The sequence below is a fragment of the Lacibacterium aquatile genome (genome assembly GCF_042683105.1).
GTDB lineage: Bacteria > Pseudomonadota > Alphaproteobacteria > Elsterales > Elsteraceae > Lacibacterium > Lacibacterium aquatile.
This window is the reverse complement of sequence record NZ_JBHUIP010000022.1, coordinates 14,874-28,687: the sequence shown is the minus strand read 5'-3', so window position 1 is coordinate 28,687 and position 13,814 is coordinate 14,874. Positions and strand designations below refer to the sequence as shown.

At 61.7% G+C, this 13,814-nt stretch carries 18 protein-coding genes and 1 riboswitch; of the genes, 10 read left to right on the top strand and 8 right to left on the bottom strand.

Translation table 11 applies throughout. The features are described 5' to 3' along the window. Positions 1 to 183 precede the first annotated feature (183 nt). Together ACFSM5_RS22185 and ACFSM5_RS22180 are read left to right on the top strand one after the other, a co-directional pair. The gene (locus ACFSM5_RS22185; RefSeq protein ID WP_379879182.1) at positions 184 to 1,077 is read left to right on the top strand and encodes a LysR family transcriptional regulator; all 894 of its coding nucleotides are present in this window, start codon (positions 184 to 186) and stop codon (positions 1,075 to 1,077) included. Between the two features lie 4 nt (positions 1,078 to 1,081). Continuing rightward, positions 1,082 to 1,651 (top strand): Imm42 family immunity protein, encoded by a 570-nt coding sequence (locus tag ACFSM5_RS22180; protein ID WP_379879180.1) that lies wholly within the window; start codon positions 1,082 to 1,084, stop codon positions 1,649 to 1,651. Here ACFSM5_RS22180 and cobF read toward each other — a convergent pair. Beyond that, positions 1,648 to 2,394, bottom strand: a complete 747-nt coding sequence (gene cobF / locus ACFSM5_RS22175; protein WP_379879178.1) for a precorrin-6A synthase (deacetylating) — start codon at positions 2,392 to 2,394, stop codon at positions 1,648 to 1,650. The two genes, ACFSM5_RS22180 and cobF, sit on opposite strands and share 4 nt — an antisense overlap. A 112-nt stretch (positions 2,395 to 2,506) precedes the next feature. Here cobF and ACFSM5_RS22170 point away from each other — a divergent pair, with 112 nt between their 5' ends. Beyond that, complete coding sequence (locus ACFSM5_RS22170; protein WP_379879176.1) at positions 2,507 to 3,013, top strand: hypothetical protein; 507 nt, start codon at positions 2,507 to 2,509, stop codon at positions 3,011 to 3,013. 3 nt (positions 3,014 to 3,016) lie between these two features. On the opposite strand, the gene ACFSM5_RS22165 is transcribed toward ACFSM5_RS22170, so the two are convergent. The 3 genes from ACFSM5_RS22165 to ACFSM5_RS22155 are packed head-to-tail and all read right to left on the bottom strand — an operon-like array spanning position 3,017 to position 4,463. After that, positions 3,017 to 3,403, bottom strand: coding sequence for a DUF6678 family protein (locus ACFSM5_RS22165; RefSeq protein ID WP_379879173.1), 387 nt, complete (start codon positions 3,401 to 3,403; stop codon positions 3,017 to 3,019). Positions 3,404 to 3,405: 2 nt separating this feature from the next. After that, positions 3,406 to 3,816: a YybH family protein gene (locus tag ACFSM5_RS22160; RefSeq protein ID WP_379879171.1), complete on the bottom strand. Its 411-nt coding sequence runs from the start codon at positions 3,814 to 3,816 to the stop codon at positions 3,406 to 3,408. Positions 3,817 to 3,830: 14 nt separating this feature from the next. Further along, positions 3,831 to 4,463, bottom strand: coding sequence for an HAD-IA family hydrolase (locus ACFSM5_RS22155; protein ID WP_379879169.1), 633 nt, complete (start codon positions 4,461 to 4,463; stop codon positions 3,831 to 3,833). 133 nt (positions 4,464 to 4,596) lie between these two features. On the opposite strand from ACFSM5_RS22155, the gene ACFSM5_RS22150 reads away from it, so the two are divergent. The 4 genes from ACFSM5_RS22150 (at position 4,597) to ACFSM5_RS22135 (ending at position 7,643) form a co-directional block, all read left to right on the top strand. Then, positions 4,597 to 5,955, top strand: a complete 1,359-nt coding sequence (locus tag ACFSM5_RS22150; protein WP_379879167.1) for an aminotransferase-like domain-containing protein — start codon at positions 4,597 to 4,599, stop codon at positions 5,953 to 5,955. Between the two features lie 11 nt (positions 5,956 to 5,966). Further along, on the top strand, positions 5,967 to 6,356 hold the full coding sequence (locus ACFSM5_RS22145; protein WP_379879165.1) for a DUF983 domain-containing protein: 390 nt from the start codon (positions 5,967 to 5,969) through the stop codon (positions 6,354 to 6,356). 33 nt (positions 6,357 to 6,389) lie between these two features. Continuing rightward, complete coding sequence (locus ACFSM5_RS22140; protein ID WP_379879163.1) at positions 6,390 to 6,881, top strand: PAS domain-containing protein; 492 nt, start codon at positions 6,390 to 6,392, stop codon at positions 6,879 to 6,881. Between the two features lie 60 nt (positions 6,882 to 6,941). After that, positions 6,942 to 7,090, top strand: a riboswitch (FMN riboswitch). Positions 7,091 to 7,154: 64 nt separating this feature from the next. Then, a complete protein-coding gene (locus ACFSM5_RS22135; RefSeq protein ID WP_417498538.1) occupies positions 7,155 to 7,643 on the top strand; it encodes a 6,7-dimethyl-8-ribityllumazine synthase in 489 nt (162 codons plus the stop codon). A 43-nt stretch (positions 7,644 to 7,686) separates the two neighbouring features. On the opposite strand, the gene ACFSM5_RS22130 is transcribed toward ACFSM5_RS22135, so the two are convergent. Together ACFSM5_RS22130 and ACFSM5_RS22125 are read right to left on the bottom strand one after the other, a co-directional pair. Next, on the bottom strand, positions 7,687 to 7,851 hold the full coding sequence (locus tag ACFSM5_RS22130) for a hypothetical protein (protein WP_379879159.1): 165 nt from the start codon (positions 7,849 to 7,851) through the stop codon (positions 7,687 to 7,689). A gap of 157 nt (positions 7,852 to 8,008) precedes the next feature. Continuing rightward, on the bottom strand, positions 8,009 to 8,410 hold the full coding sequence (locus ACFSM5_RS22125; RefSeq protein ID WP_379879157.1) for a hypothetical protein: 402 nt from the start codon (positions 8,408 to 8,410) through the stop codon (positions 8,009 to 8,011). Positions 8,411 to 8,538: 128 nt separating this feature from the next. On the opposite strand from ACFSM5_RS22125, the gene ACFSM5_RS22120 reads away from it, so the two are divergent. After that, positions 8,539 to 9,351: a helix-turn-helix domain-containing protein gene (locus tag ACFSM5_RS22120; RefSeq protein ID WP_379879155.1), complete on the top strand. Its 813-nt coding sequence runs from the start codon at positions 8,539 to 8,541 to the stop codon at positions 9,349 to 9,351. Here ACFSM5_RS22120 and ACFSM5_RS22115 read toward each other — a convergent pair. Beyond that, positions 9,348 to 10,499, bottom strand: a complete 1,152-nt coding sequence (locus ACFSM5_RS22115) for an MFS transporter (RefSeq protein WP_379879152.1) — start codon at positions 10,497 to 10,499, stop codon at positions 9,348 to 9,350. The genes ACFSM5_RS22120 and ACFSM5_RS22115 overlap by 4 nt on opposite strands. Before the next feature lie 335 nt (positions 10,500 to 10,834). Here ACFSM5_RS22115 and hemH point away from each other — a divergent pair, with 335 nt between their 5' ends. Both hemH and ACFSM5_RS22105 read left to right on the top strand, forming a co-directional pair. Then, positions 10,835 to 11,812, top strand: a complete 978-nt coding sequence (hemH, locus tag ACFSM5_RS22110; RefSeq protein ID WP_379879150.1) for a ferrochelatase — start codon at positions 10,835 to 10,837, stop codon at positions 11,810 to 11,812. Positions 11,813 to 11,959: 147 nt separating this feature from the next. After that, entirely contained in the window at positions 11,960 to 12,223 is a 264-nt protein-coding gene (locus ACFSM5_RS22105; protein ID WP_379879148.1) for a con-10 family general stress protein, read from the top strand. Positions 12,224 to 12,353: 130 nt separating this feature from the next. Here ACFSM5_RS22105 and gatB read toward each other — a convergent pair whose 3' ends face one another. After that, the gene (gene gatB / locus ACFSM5_RS22100; RefSeq protein WP_379879145.1) at positions 12,354 to 13,802 is read right to left on the bottom strand and encodes an Asp-tRNA(Asn)/Glu-tRNA(Gln) amidotransferase subunit GatB; all 1,449 of its coding nucleotides are present in this window, start codon (positions 13,800 to 13,802) and stop codon (positions 12,354 to 12,356) included. Positions 13,803 to 13,814 lie beyond the last annotated feature (12 nt).

Below are 13,814 nucleotides of genomic sequence, written 5' to 3'. Positions count from 1 at the left end.
CTTATAATGAAGACCGTCATGCGGCCTGCCCTTCCCCTTGACCAACCTTTGCAGACCGGATGGGAGCTTCGTTGTCAGAGCCCCCGTTTTCCGATCTACTCCTGTGCTAAGAAAGAACGCACGTCCGGGGAGGGGCCGCAATATTATGACAAGACCGCATCAGGCTATGACGTTTTCGGTCCGATGAACCTAAAACACCTGCAGGTCTTCAAAGCTGTGATGGAGGCTGGCTCGACCATCGCGGCCGCCGGTTCGCTCGGTCTGTCGCAGTCAGCCATCAGCCGCCAGTTGACCGCGCTGGAGGAGGATATCGGCTTCGAGCTGTTCATCCGCGACAAGGGCCGCCTGCTCCCCCGCCCCGAAGCGCAGGCTTTCTTCCGCGAAGTCGACGCCCTGATGCTGAGCCTGACCCAGGTGCGGCTTGCGGCCGAAAGCCTGAAGAACGGCGCGACCGGGGAAATCCTGGTGCGTATGGCTTTTCCCCATACAATGGCAAATACAAGCCTGCCCGGCATGGTCGCGGAATACCTGAAAGACCGCCCGAGCGTGACGCTGGAAATCCTGCAAGGCCCCTATGACGCCATCGAGCGCATGGTCCGCTCCCGTGTCGCCGACTTCGGCTTCGTGCGCATGCCGACCGAGGATCAGAGCCTCGATTTCCGCCCGATCACCGTCAGCGGCACCCTCTGCGTCATGCCCAAGGGGCATCCGCTGGCCGAAAACCAGATCATCGAGATCCGCGATCTCGCTCGCGCCGACCTGATCCTTCTGGGCCGTCAGCGCGTCAACCGCACGGAACTGGAATTCGAGCTGCGTCGCGCCGGAGCAGGCTATCGCTGCCGCCTGGAGGTGCATTCAGTGCAAACCGCCTGCGCCTGTGCGGCCGCCGGTCTGGGCGTCGCGATCATTCCCAAGGTCTTTGCCAGCGCCGTCTCAGATCTGGCCCTGGAGATGCGCCCGATGCGCCCCGACCGCAGCTATTCCTACGGCATCATTACCCTGCCCGACAGCCCGCTGTCGGTCGCGGCCGAGGCTTTCATCGACCTGATTTCGCGGAAGCTGGCATCGGAGGGATAGCGCTTTGATTATCGGCGACCCCAGAACGTTCGCTATCGAATCCCAGATCACAGAGGCTTACGGCGAGGAACATCGCAGCTTCCTGGGTATGGGTTATGTATTGCTTCATATAAGCGAGCGCAGGTTCGGTATCGACGCACCCGACGCCACAACGATGTTTTCTTATGACTGCATTCCAGATCGTATTGCCGCGCGTGGGACTCACACAGCGCCATTCTCTGGTGTCGAGAATCCTCAGGAAATCGCATTAGCAACCGCTATAGCCCTCTACCGTGAAGAAGGAGCAGGGCAGACCTTCTTCGGCCTTTCCAATGAAGAGTTTCAAAACGCGATCTACACAGCTGATATCAAGTGGACAGCGGACCAAGAGTTCGATGACGGGACCAACGTGCTTCAGTTCGATATCGGCGATCAGGTTCGCCTCATCGGTTTCATCAATAGCGAGATTTCGAGTGAGGTTCGGCAGTCTACGGCAGAGGCATGGCTAAGCGCCGACACTTTCTACGAGACGCTCGATCACTGGAGGACGGCGGTGATTGAAGAGTGGAAAAGCCTTCCGAAAATATCGCGCTAAGTTCGCCGGATGAGGTAGGTATCCATCACCCAGCCGTTCTCCGCCCGGCTGCGCGCCCGCTTCTCGACAATCTCATCCGCGACAGCCGCCAGATCACCCGACACCAGCACCTCTGACGGCGTGCCGAGATGGGCGCCCCAGAAGATCTCCAGTCCGGTGGGGTCGATCTTGGTGAAGGCAAGTTCGCCATCCAGCATCACCACCACCGTTTCCACCTCTGACGGCCAGCCTTGGGCGAGTTTGCGGCCCGTGGTCACCAGCACCGGTTCACCGATGCGGTTGAGCGGAATGCGATGTTTGGCGGCCAGCACCTGCACGGCGGTGATGCCGGGGATGACCTCGTGTTCGAAAGCAACCCGGCCGCGCTCTTTGAGGCTGTCGACGATCCGCAGCGTACTGTCGTAGAGCGAGGGATCGCCCCAGACCAGCAAGCCCGCAACGCCGTCTTCCGGTACCTCAGTCAGCAACCGCTCGTAGGCTTCGGCGATCTCGGCATGCCATTGCGCGACATTGGCCTTGTAGTCGCCTTCGGATTCGCGCTTCGGCACACAGAATTCTCGCCATGAGAACTCTCTTTCGACATAGCGGTCGCAGATGTCGAGGCGCAGTTGCTTCAGGGCCTGCTTCTCGTCGCCCTTGTCGGGGATGAGAAATACGTCGACGCGATTCAGCGCCTTGATGGCCTGCATGGTGATGAAGTCGGGGTCACCCGCGCCGATACCGATGATCAAAAGCTGTCGCATGGGGTCGTTTCTCACCGATTTTCCATATTTTGAACACCCCCGGCGCGCGATCATCTGGATGATGGCACGCAATCGGCCTATGTATGCGGGATACAACCGCTTGAGAGATCTGATGATTCAGGACCTGACGCAGCCCCTGCCCGCCGAGGCGCTCACCATGCGCAAGGCAGCACAGTTTGCGCCAGGGCATCTGGTCTTCCTGAAAGAACACGGCGTGATGCTGCGCTTCGACATCGGTGGCGGCAAGAAGCACAAGCCCATGCTGCTGGCCTTGCAACTGTCCGAAGGCCATTCCATCGGCGATGCTTTGGAAGCGGAGAAGACCTCCGGTTATTTCTTCGGAACCCAACAGCCCGCGACGCTGGCCGTTCGCGTGCAGGAAGATCCGAACGACGAAATCAGCCATGAAGGCATCAAGGGCAAGATCGTGCATTTTGCCGAGGGCGGCTGGCGCATCATCGGCCTCGGTCTCGCACGGCCCTTCCGTCAGCAGTATTTCATCGATCCCATCGACTGGACGGCCAAACCCAAGCCGGACACCGCAGAAATGCTAGTTCTGGATCGCTGGCGCCTGTCGCTGCCCCTGCCGGGCGGGCGCGAGGCAGCGATCGATGTTTAGCGCCTAGATATAGGTCACGGTCTGCCCGGATTCGATGTAGCCGAAAACTCGGAAGCCCGTATCCGTTTCTTCTCCCGGAACATGAATGGTTTTCAGAGCCTGCCGCACCTTGTTGCGCTGGTCGAGTGTATCGACAAGGATGTCCACATGAATAATATCGACATAAAGTCCTATGCGAAAATGATAGTACCACTCACCATCGACAGTGCTTTGATACCCGTTGTCGCTAAGAGTGCTCCAGCCTGGCGTCGGCTCGATATCATACATCGCCAGACGTAACTCATCCCATTTGGTTTTGTTCATCACCGGTGTCAGCGCCTTGACGTCGTAAACGGGTGGTGGCTCCACCCATACGGCTTTGTTCATTCCGGAGTTGGCCTGCTTCGCCATACCTAGCTCCCCCGGTTCAGCAGCGTCACGAATAGTTCGCTCTCGATCTTCCAGCCGGTTTCCGTATAGCGCCAGACGGCGAGATACTGACCGGACATGGTGCGATCTTCGCCCTCGCCTTTCCAGAATCCTGCCCAGCGGCCGCTTTCGGCGGCGCGCATGCCGTCCTGATCGATCTGCAAAGTCTGGGTCGTGCGCACATATTTGCCAAAGGACGGCTCGCGGAACTGCGCCCCGAAGGCTTCGATGATGGCATCGGCGCCCGTGATCAGCGAGCCGTCGCCCGCGATCACCTTGGCATCCTCCAGGAAGAAGGAATGCAGCCCTGCCGCATCATGGGCCGCGATCAGATCGTTGGACAGCTTGCGCTGCCCTTTGATCGCCGCATCGTCTGCCTTGGATACCCGTGCCACGTTGAACCCTCGCCCTATAGTGTCTCCGCCAGTTCTACGACGTCGGCAAAGCGCCCCGCAACCGCTGTCGCGCCAGCCGCCATCTCCGGCTTGCCATAGCCCCAGCCCGCGAAAATGCAAGGCACCCCTGCCCCCAGCGCTGCCTGCACATCGTTGCGATGATCGCCAACCATGATTGACCGCCCCGTTTCTCCCGCAAGCGCCGCCAGAAGATGGCGGGGATCGGGCTTTTTGAAGGGATGACTGTCCCCTGCCGAGACTGTCGCGAAAAAGCGGCGGATATCGAGGGCAAGCAACAGAATCTCCGTCGCTGCAGCAGGCTTGTTGGTACAGACCGCCAGTCGCCAGCCCCGCTTGGCCAGTTCTTCCAAAGTTTCCGTGACATTTGGAAACAGGAGTGAACCTTCAGCCGCATGGGCAGTGTAATCGGTCAGAAAGGCTGCGTGTGCGCTCTCGTCCATCGGCTTGCCACGCGCCGTAAGCACCCGTTCGACCAACACCCGCGGCCCGTCACCCAGATACCCTGCGATCTCCGGCCCCGTCACCGGCGTCAGTGCCATCGCGGCCATCAGACGGTTCATCGCGTCGGTAAAATCTGGCAGCGCATCCACCAGCGTGCCATCCAGATCAAAGACAATCGTCCCCATCGCGCCCCTCAAATGTATGGATCTATAGCCATACAATTTAACTGCATGTCGGCCAGTATGATTCGGATATTCCCCATACATTATAAGAATGATACATAGATTGTCAGCGTCAAAAGCAGACAATGGCTCTGAAATGTCCGATTGGTCACCTCATATCGCCCCTGGCGTCCGGCCCAAATACCTTGGGCTGGTGGAGGCCTTGAAGGCCGACATCCAGACCGGAAGATTGCAGACCGGCGACCGGCTGCCGTCCCAGCGCGCCATTGCCGACCATCTGGAGATCGATCTGACCACGGTGACGCGGGCTTTCACCGAGGCGCAGCGCCAGGGACTGATCGAGGCCCATGTGGGGCGCGGCAGCTTTATCCGGGCAGGCGAAGACAGGACGGAAGCACCAGCGGCGCTGGATCTGTCGATGAACAGTCCGCCGGTCGTCGCCGATCTGTCTAGCCGGATCGCGGAGGGCATCGCCAGTCTGCTCCAAGGTGGTCAGACGTCGCTGCAATATCAGGACACCGCCGGTAGCCCCGCCGCGCGCAAAGCCGCCACCCGTTGGCTCGCCCCGCGCCTCGGCACGCTGGAGCCCGAGCATATTCTGGTTACGAGCGGTTCCCAGGCCGCGCTCTATGCCGTCTGTGCGCTGCTAATGCAATCGGGCGACGGGCTCTGCGTTCCGGCCTTCACCTATCCCGGCATCCAGGCCGTCGCGCAGCAGTTGGATCTGACGCTGCTGCCGGTTGCGATGGATGACGAAGGGATCCTGCCGGACGCGCTTGAACGCCTGTGCGCCACCCAGCGGCCCCAGGCGCTGTATCTGGTTCCAACCATCGACAATCCGACGACCGCCACCCTGTCGGAGGCGCGGCGGGTCGAGATCGCTGCCATCTGCCGCCGCCATGGCCTCTGGATCATCGAGGACGATCCCTATGGCCCGCTGCTGGAGCAGCCCCCGGCCGCCATAGCGAGGCTCGCGCCGGACATCACCTGGCACCTGTCGACCCTATCCAAATGTGTATCGCCTGCCCTGCGGATCGCCTATTGCGTCTGCCCCAATGCGCTCGATGCGGAACGGCTGGCCAGTGTGCTGCGGGCAACTCAACTGATGGCACCGCCCCTATTCTCCGCCCTGGCCGCGCGTTGGATCAAGGACGGCTCGCTGGGCCGCTTCGCCAGCGCGATCCGGGCGGAGAATATCGCGCGCCAGGCCTTGGCGCGGGAAGTGCTGGAGGACGCGGATATCACCGCCAATCCCGCCGCCTCCCACCTTTGGCTGCGCCTGCCAAATGGCCGACGTGCCGCCGATTTCGCCGATCAGGCCCGGCGCTTCCGACTTGCCGTGGTGCCCGGAGATCTGTTCGCCACCGGCGCCCCAACTGTCCAGGCCCTCCGCATCTCGCTCGGCGTAGCCGCTGACCGTACCGCCCTTAAGACTGCCCTGACTTTGCTGGACGAGTTGCTGATGCGGGCCCCTGCGCATCGCACGCTCGTCTGAAGGAGACGACTATGACCGCCCCCCAAGAATGGCCCGCCATCCCGCCCCATAAAACCGGCCTTAAGGGTCGCTGCCCCCGCTGCGGCAAGGGATCGATTTTCCAGGGTTTCCTCAAGCTGGCGCCGCAATGCCGTGTCTGCGGCCTCGATTTTTCCTTTGCCGATCCCGCCGATGGCCCGGCCTTTTTCGTGATGATGTTCGCCTGTGTGCCTGCCGTGCTGCTGGCGCTCTGGATCGAGATCGCGTTCGAGCCGCCGACCTGGGTGCATCTGGTGACCACCCTGCCGGTGCTGCTGCTGACCTGCATTCCGACCCTGCGACCGCTGAAAGGCTGGCTGGTTTCCAGCCAGTATTTCTTCAAGGCGGAGGAAGCCCGCTCGGTCGTGCCGGAGCAGAATTAATCACCGCCTAAAGCAAGGCGCCCCCTGGCGCTTTTGCTACAGCTTGTCATACTCTGCGGCATGCCAGCCGGTCAGCCCCTTACCACAGTCGATCCAGCGACCAACCCTCGCCTGGCAACGCTTTTGGCTTTCTGGCAATCGCTTCGACAAGAAAATGGGCTGGTTGCCAAGCGCGACTTCAACCCGTTTGCGCTGCAGCCTTGGCTGGGTTTCATCAGTCTGTTCGAGAAGGTGGGCGATGATTTCATCATCCGCCTGGACGGCAGCGAGATCGTGCGCATGACGGGCGAGGAATGGACGGGGCGCCGGGTTTCCGAGGCCGATAAACACTACAAGATCGACCTGATCGCCAGCCTGCGCATCATGGAGGCGGAAAGCCGCCCGATCTTCCACCCCAAACATTTCATCGCGACCAAGCCCTTCATGACCGTCGGGCGCCTGATCCTACCGCTGTCAAACGACGGCGCAACGATCACCCATGCCGCCATCGCCCTGCTGCCCAATGCCGGATCGCAGATGAACTGACCTTGCAGCGGGCAAGGTGACGCCCTAGGTTCAGAGGGCCGCCGGATGTCCCGTGCGGCACAATGTTCTCAGGGCGGGGTGAAAGTCCCCACCGGCGGTAAGGGGGCAACCCCAAGCCCGCGAGCGCCCATCGCCGCAAGGCAGTGGGGTCAGCAGATCTGGTGCGATTCCAGGGCCGACGGTCATAGTCCGGATGAAAGAGAACGGGTCAAAGTCTGCAATCGCGGACTTTGTCCCCGTATGCCCTGATTCTGGTCCGATGAAAGGATGACCATGAATCAGTCTTCTCCCCTTCCCATCAACGGTCGCGTTGCCTTCATTCACGGCGCCTGGCACCTCGATATCGTCGGGCAATGCCGCGACGCCTTCATGGCCACCGTACCGTCCTTGGGCTTGCCTGCCGCCAACGTGGATATCTTCGAGGTTCCCGGCGCGTTCGAGATCCCGTTGCAGGCCAAGCTTTTGGCCAAGACCGGTCGCTATCGCGCGATTGTCGCCTCGGCCTTTGTGGTCGACGGTGGGATCTATCGCCATGACTTCGTGGCCGATACCGTCGTCTCGGCCCTGATGCAGGTCCAACTGGAAACCGAAGTGCCGGTGATGTCGGCCGTGCTAACCCCGCATCATTTCCACGAACATGCCGTGCATAGCGACTTCTTCAAGGAGCATTTCGTGAAGAAGGGCCAGGAGGCGGCACGCGCCTGCGTGCAGACGATCCGCTCAATCGGTGCCATTCGGACAGAAAATTTCGAAGCTGCCTAAGGTTCGGATGGGAGAGCGGCCCAGCAGGCCGCTCTTTCCACTCTTAGACGTCGATCTTGGTGGATGGGCCATCCGAGGTTTCTGACACCACGGGCTGGGAGGCAGGTGCCGGTTCCTTGACGACTGGAAGCTTGGGTTTGACAGTCAGATCCAGCACCTCATGTGCGGCCGACTTCAAAGCCAGCGCACGCGCGCCCGGTATCGTCATTCCCAAGACCATAGTACCCCCCGACATACAGCCGACGGTTGCCCCCGCCTAGCCATAAGGAGCATGGGTGCGATTGCTTAAGGTTGTGTTTATTTGTCTGCACAAAAACAAAAAGCCCGGCCACTTGTGCCGGGCCTTCTGAGTTTTTTGCAGCAGCCTAGGCGGCTGCCATCTTTGCGCGCTTGAGGCCGATGATCTGCAGTTCGGCAAAGATGCCGACCACCGCTGCCTGGGTCGCGACGAACAGAATGCCAAGCAGCGTCGGTTCGGCCCAACCGCCGACCAGAAGGACAATGCTATCCACCACCCAGAGCGCATTAATGATAGCCACCGCCAGCACGGCTTTCCGGTTCAACTGTTCACGGGTGGCGAGATAGGCGACAGCGGCGGCGTAGGGAACCAGAATGGCACCGGACACCTGCATCAAGGGGACATCGAGGCCGAGCCAGGGGGTCAGGAAACCGGCGCCCAACAGGAGCAGCAGGCCGGTGGCGCCGCTGGCAACGGCATCGAGGATCAGGACGCGGCGCAGAAACTGAGTGGCGTTGAAGCGGGTCATGGCAGAGATCCTTTTGGTTTCGAGCGGCGGGGATCGCCGATGCCTTTATCCATGATCCATCCGGGGTCATGCCGTCGATTACCTGGAAGGTAATTGAGCAGAGCCCCTATGCCGCCTAGAGTTTGCCCATGACACAAGCACCCCGCCCTATCGGAGAGATGCTGCGCGACTGGCGCCAGCGTCGCCGTTTCAGCCAGATGGATCTTGCGCTCGAAGCCGAGATCTCGACCCGCCACCTGAGTTTCCTGGAGACAGGGCGATCCCAGCCGTCACGCGACATGGTGCTGCATCTGGCTGAAATGCTGGAAGTACCCTTGCGCGACCGGAACGGGCTGCTGATCGCGGCCGGTTACGCACCGGTCTTTGGCGAACGCGGCCTGGATGATCCCGATCTGGCAGCGGCCCGGCGGGCCATCGATACGGTGCTGACCGCCCATGATCCCTTCCCGGCTCTAGCCGTCGACCGCCATTGGACGCTGGTGGCCGCCAATGCCGCCCTCGCCCCGTTGATGGCGGGGGTGGAGGAAGCCAGCCTGCTCGCAGGGGCGGTGAATGTGCTGCGCCTCAGCCTGCATCCCGGCGGGCTGGCGCCGCGCATCCTCAATTTGCCCGAATGGCGCGCCCATATCCTGGCCCGCCTGCGCCGCCAGATCGATGTGTCCGGCGATGGGGTTCTGAAAGATCTGATGGAGGAGCTGGCCGCCTATCCCGCCCCGAAGGACCGGGTGTCCCAGGTGGTGCGGGAAGAGGAACATGGCGGGGTCTTCGTGCCGATCCGCATGGCAAGCCCGTTGGGAGATCTTGCCATGTTCTCCACCACCACCGTCTTCGGCACCCCGGTCGATATCACCCTGTCAGAACTGGCGATCGAGGCCTTCTTCCCGGCGGATGCCCAGACGGGTCAGATCTTTCGGGATCTGGCGGCGGCGAGGACCGCTTAGGCGCGGGCGATCCGGGCGCTGGCGGCCACGATCAGCAATGCTGCCGCAATGCAGCCAAGAGCAAACGACAGGCTGGTGACATTGGCGACGAACCCCAGCACCGGCGGCCCCAGCAGGATCCCGGCATAGCCGAGTGAGGCGACGATGGGGATCGCCACGCCGGGGGAAACGCCCGGCAGGCGTCCGGCAGCGCTGAACAGCACCGGCACGACATTCGCGCACCCTAACCCCACCAGGAAGAAGCCGACCATCGACGCCCAGACCCAGGGTGTTGCGACGGCGATCAGGAAGCCCAATGCCGCCAGACTGCCGCCAACCCGCAGGATCGTGGTCGGGCCAAGGCGCGAGGTGATCCGGTCGCCCGTGAGGCGCGCTGCCGCCATGGCGACGGAGAAAGCCGCATAGCCATAACCGGCGGTCGCTTCCTCCATCCCGCGGGAGAAGCGCAGGAACACGGCGCTCCAGTCCAGCACGGCCCCTTCGGCCTGGAAACAGATGCAGCAGAGCAGGCCGATGGCGATGACGCTCCAACCCGGCCAGCGCAGCCCTTCACCCTTTTCCGACCTCGGCTCCTGCGCCATCGGCAGCAGATCGCGGAACTGGGTCACAATGATCAGCAGCAACAGGCCTGTCACGAGCACGGCCCCGGAGGTGAGCGACAGTCCGAGTGCCAGCAGGCCGCTCAGCCCCGCTGCGCCAACGAGGCCGCCGACGCTGAACATGCCGTGGAAGCCGGACATCAGAGGACGAGGGGTCAGTTTTTCGACAATCACCGCCTGCGCATTCATCGAGACGTCCAGCATGCCAAGCCCGAAGCCGAACATGCCAAGCGAGGCCGCCAGGATCCAGAAGCTCGGCGCCAGGGCCAGCAGCGGCAGGGAGGCGGCGAACAGCAGACCGCCCAGAGTCATGGTCAGGCGCGTGCCGATCTTATGGATCATCACCCCTGCCAGTGGCATGGCGATGGTCCCGCCTGTGCCGAGCGCCAGCATGACGAGCCCCAGCATTGCGTCGTCGAGCCCAAGTCGAACCTTCAGGAAGGGTACCATCGGCGCCCAGGCTGCATTCCCAATCCCGCAGACGAGGAAAAACAGGCGCACGGCACGTTGTGCAGCCTTGGGTTCGGCCTGGAGGGCAGCGGCGGTCATGGCAGGTCCTTCTAAAGGGGGCCTATCAGTAGCGGGCGAAGCCCAGATAGCGCAACCATGGGAGGGCAAGAATTTGGTAGCGCTCTGTAACATCGGGCAGATGACTTTTTTGGTGATCGTCATCCCGTGGCTTGACCACGGGATCTCCTCCGGGGGCGTTTCCACGCCGGCATGTTAGAATTGGACAATCTCCCGGAGGAGATCCCGGTGTCGGGGCACCGGGATGACGGAGGTTTCTCAATATCGGCCAAAGGGTCGCAACGGGCCGGTAAAGCTTGCCAACGGACGCTTCCGTTGATATCGGCTCTCAACTGCTTCCTTATCAGGACATTCCCATGCCCTCCCCCAAGATCGGCGCCCTGCTCGTCAACCTCGGTACACCCGATGCCCCGACCGTCGGGCCGGTGCGCCGGTACTTACGCGAGTTCCTGTCCGATCGCCGGGTGGTGGAGGCCAACCCCGTCCTGTGGCAATTGCTGCTGAACACCATCATCCTGACCTTCCGCCCTGCCCGCACGGCCAAGAACTACGCCAAGGTCTGGGGCGAGGATTCGCCGCTACGCCTCTTCACCAAGCGGCAGGCCGAAGCGCTGGCGCCGGAGTTCCAGGACACGGTGATCGTCGACTGGGCCATGCGCTATGGCAACCCGAGCCTCAAGAGCAAGATCGAGGCTTTGAGCGCCCAGGGTTGCGACCGCATTCTGGTGGTTCCGCTGTATCCGCAATATTCCGCATCGACCAACGCCAGCGTCGCCGATCAGGCCTTCCGCGTTCTAATGAAGATGCGCCGCCAGCCCGCCGTCCGTATCGCGCCGGACTGGCACGACGATCCGGCCTATATCGAGGCGTTGGCCAGTTCCATCACCCAGCATCTGACGACGCTGGATTGGCAACCGGAGGTGATTCTCGCCTCCTTCCACGGTATCCCCAAGGAATATGGCGAAAAGGGCGACCCCTACCCGCAGCTTTGCGCAAAAACGGCCGAATTGCTGCGCGCCCGCCTGGGTATGGACGAAAACCGGCTTAAGTTGACCTTCCAGTCACGTTTCGGCCCCAAGGAATGGACGCAGCCCTATACGGATGTGACCTTGGTCGAGATGGCGAAAGCCGGAATCAAGAAGGTCGCAGTGATCACGCCGGGGTTCGTTGCCGACTGTATCGAGACCCTCGAAGAAATCGATATCGGCGACCGCGAAGCTTTCATTCATGCGGGTGGGAGCCACTTCACCACAGTCCCCTGCCTCAATGACAGCGCCGGAGGCCTGACCGTCCTGCGCGGTATCCTGGAACGCGAGTTGGCGGGCTGGCGCTAATCGTTCGCGTATATACGGAGTGACAACGGCGCGACATCGCCCTGGCATGCGCTGACGTCATCGAACTTACCCCTATCTTGGGTGTTGTAGGTGCAGGAGCCGTCACGGCTTCGAAGCACCGATCATCCGATGAGAGGGAGAACAGCAATGGCCCAATCCAATCGAGGCTTTGCATCGATGGACGAAAGCAAGCAACGCGCGATCGCCAGCAAGGGCGGTCAGAGCGTCCCGGATGAAAAGCGCAGCTTTTCCCGCGACCCCAAGCTTGCCGCGGCGGCTGGCCGCAAGGGCGGTCAGAACGTCCCGGACGAGAAGCGCAGCTTCTCGCAGAACCACAAGCTGGCAGCCGAAGCTGGCCGCAAAGGCGGCCTCAAAAGCTCGCGCAATCAGAACCAGCAGGGCGGAGACTAGTTCCCAGAATACGTCATCCCGGGACTCGATCCCGGGATCTCCTTCCGCGCCGTTCCGCCTTGTCTTAGACAGATGGATAAGCTCCCGGAGGGGATCCCGTGGTCAAGCCACGGGATGACAACTCTCTTGTTCAGCCTGCCAGCTTCTTTTTGAGCAGATCGTTCAGCATGCCGGGGTTGGCCTTGCCGCCCGTGGCCTTCATCGTCTGACCGACGAAGAACCCAAACAGCTTGTCCTTGCCACTGCGATATTCGGCGACCTTGTCGGCGTTGGCCGCCAGGATGTCATCGATCGCCTTTTCGATGGCACCGGTATCGGTAACCTGACGCAGGCCCTGCTTTTCGACAATCGCACCCGCATCTTCGCCGGTTTCCAGCATGATCTGGAACACGTCCTTCGCGATCTTGTTGGAGATCGTGTTATCGGAGATGAGGTCGATCAACCCGCCCAGCTTGTCGGCCGAGACCGGGGCTTCCTCGATGCTCTTGCCGGTCTTGTTGAGCGCGCCGAAGAGTTCCGACGTCACCCAGTTCGCCGCCAGCTTGGCATCGCGCCCCTTGGCCAGAGCTTCGAAGTAAGCCGCCGTTTCCTTTTCCGCCACCAGCACACCCGCATCATAGGGCGACAGGCCCAGGGACACGTAGCGTTCGGTGCGGGCGTCGGGCAGTTCCGGCATCGCCGCCTTCACGCGGTCGATCCAGGCCTGCTCGATTTCCAGCGGCAGCAGGTCGGGATCGGGGAAGTAGCGATAGTCGTGCGCATCTTCCTTGGACCGCATGGAGCGCGTGACGCCCTTATTGCTGTCATAGAGGCGGGTTTCCTGACGGATCTCGCCGCCATCCTCCAGCACCTCCACCTGACGGCGGGCTTCATATTCGATGGCCTGACCGACAAAGCGGATGGAGTTGACGTTCTTGATCTCGCAACGGGTGCCAAACGGCTCGCCCGCCTTGCGCACCGACACGTTGGCGTCGCAGCGCATGGAACCTTCTTCCATGTTGCCGTCGCAGGTGTCGAGATAGCGCAGAATGGTCCGCAGCTTCTTCAGATACGCCATCGCTTCATCGGGCGTGCGGATATCCGGTTCCGACACAATTTCCATCAGGGCGATGCCCGAACGGTTGAGATCGATGAAGGAGCGGCGCGGATCCTGGTCATGCATCGACTTGCCCGCGTCCTGCTCGACGTGCAGGCGGGTGATGCCGATGCGCTTAGTCTCGCCGCCCACTTCGATCATCAGGTGACCGTCGGAGACGATGGGCTGCAGGAACTGCGAGATCTGATAACCCTGGGGCAGATCGGCGTAGAAGTAGTTCTTGCGGTCGAACACCGAGTAGGTGTTGACGGTCGCATTGATGCCGAGGCCGGTCTTGATCGCCTGCTCGACGCACCATTTGTTGATGACCGGCAGCATGCCGGGCATGGCGGCATCGACCATCGACACCTGGCCATTGGCTTCGGCGCCGAAAGCAGCACCCGAGCCGCTGAACAGCTTGGCGTTGGAAGTTACCTGGGCGTGGACTTCGAGGCCGATCACCAGTTCCCAGTCACCGGTCTTGCCTTTAATCGTGTAGGTCATGGCGTGGTTTCC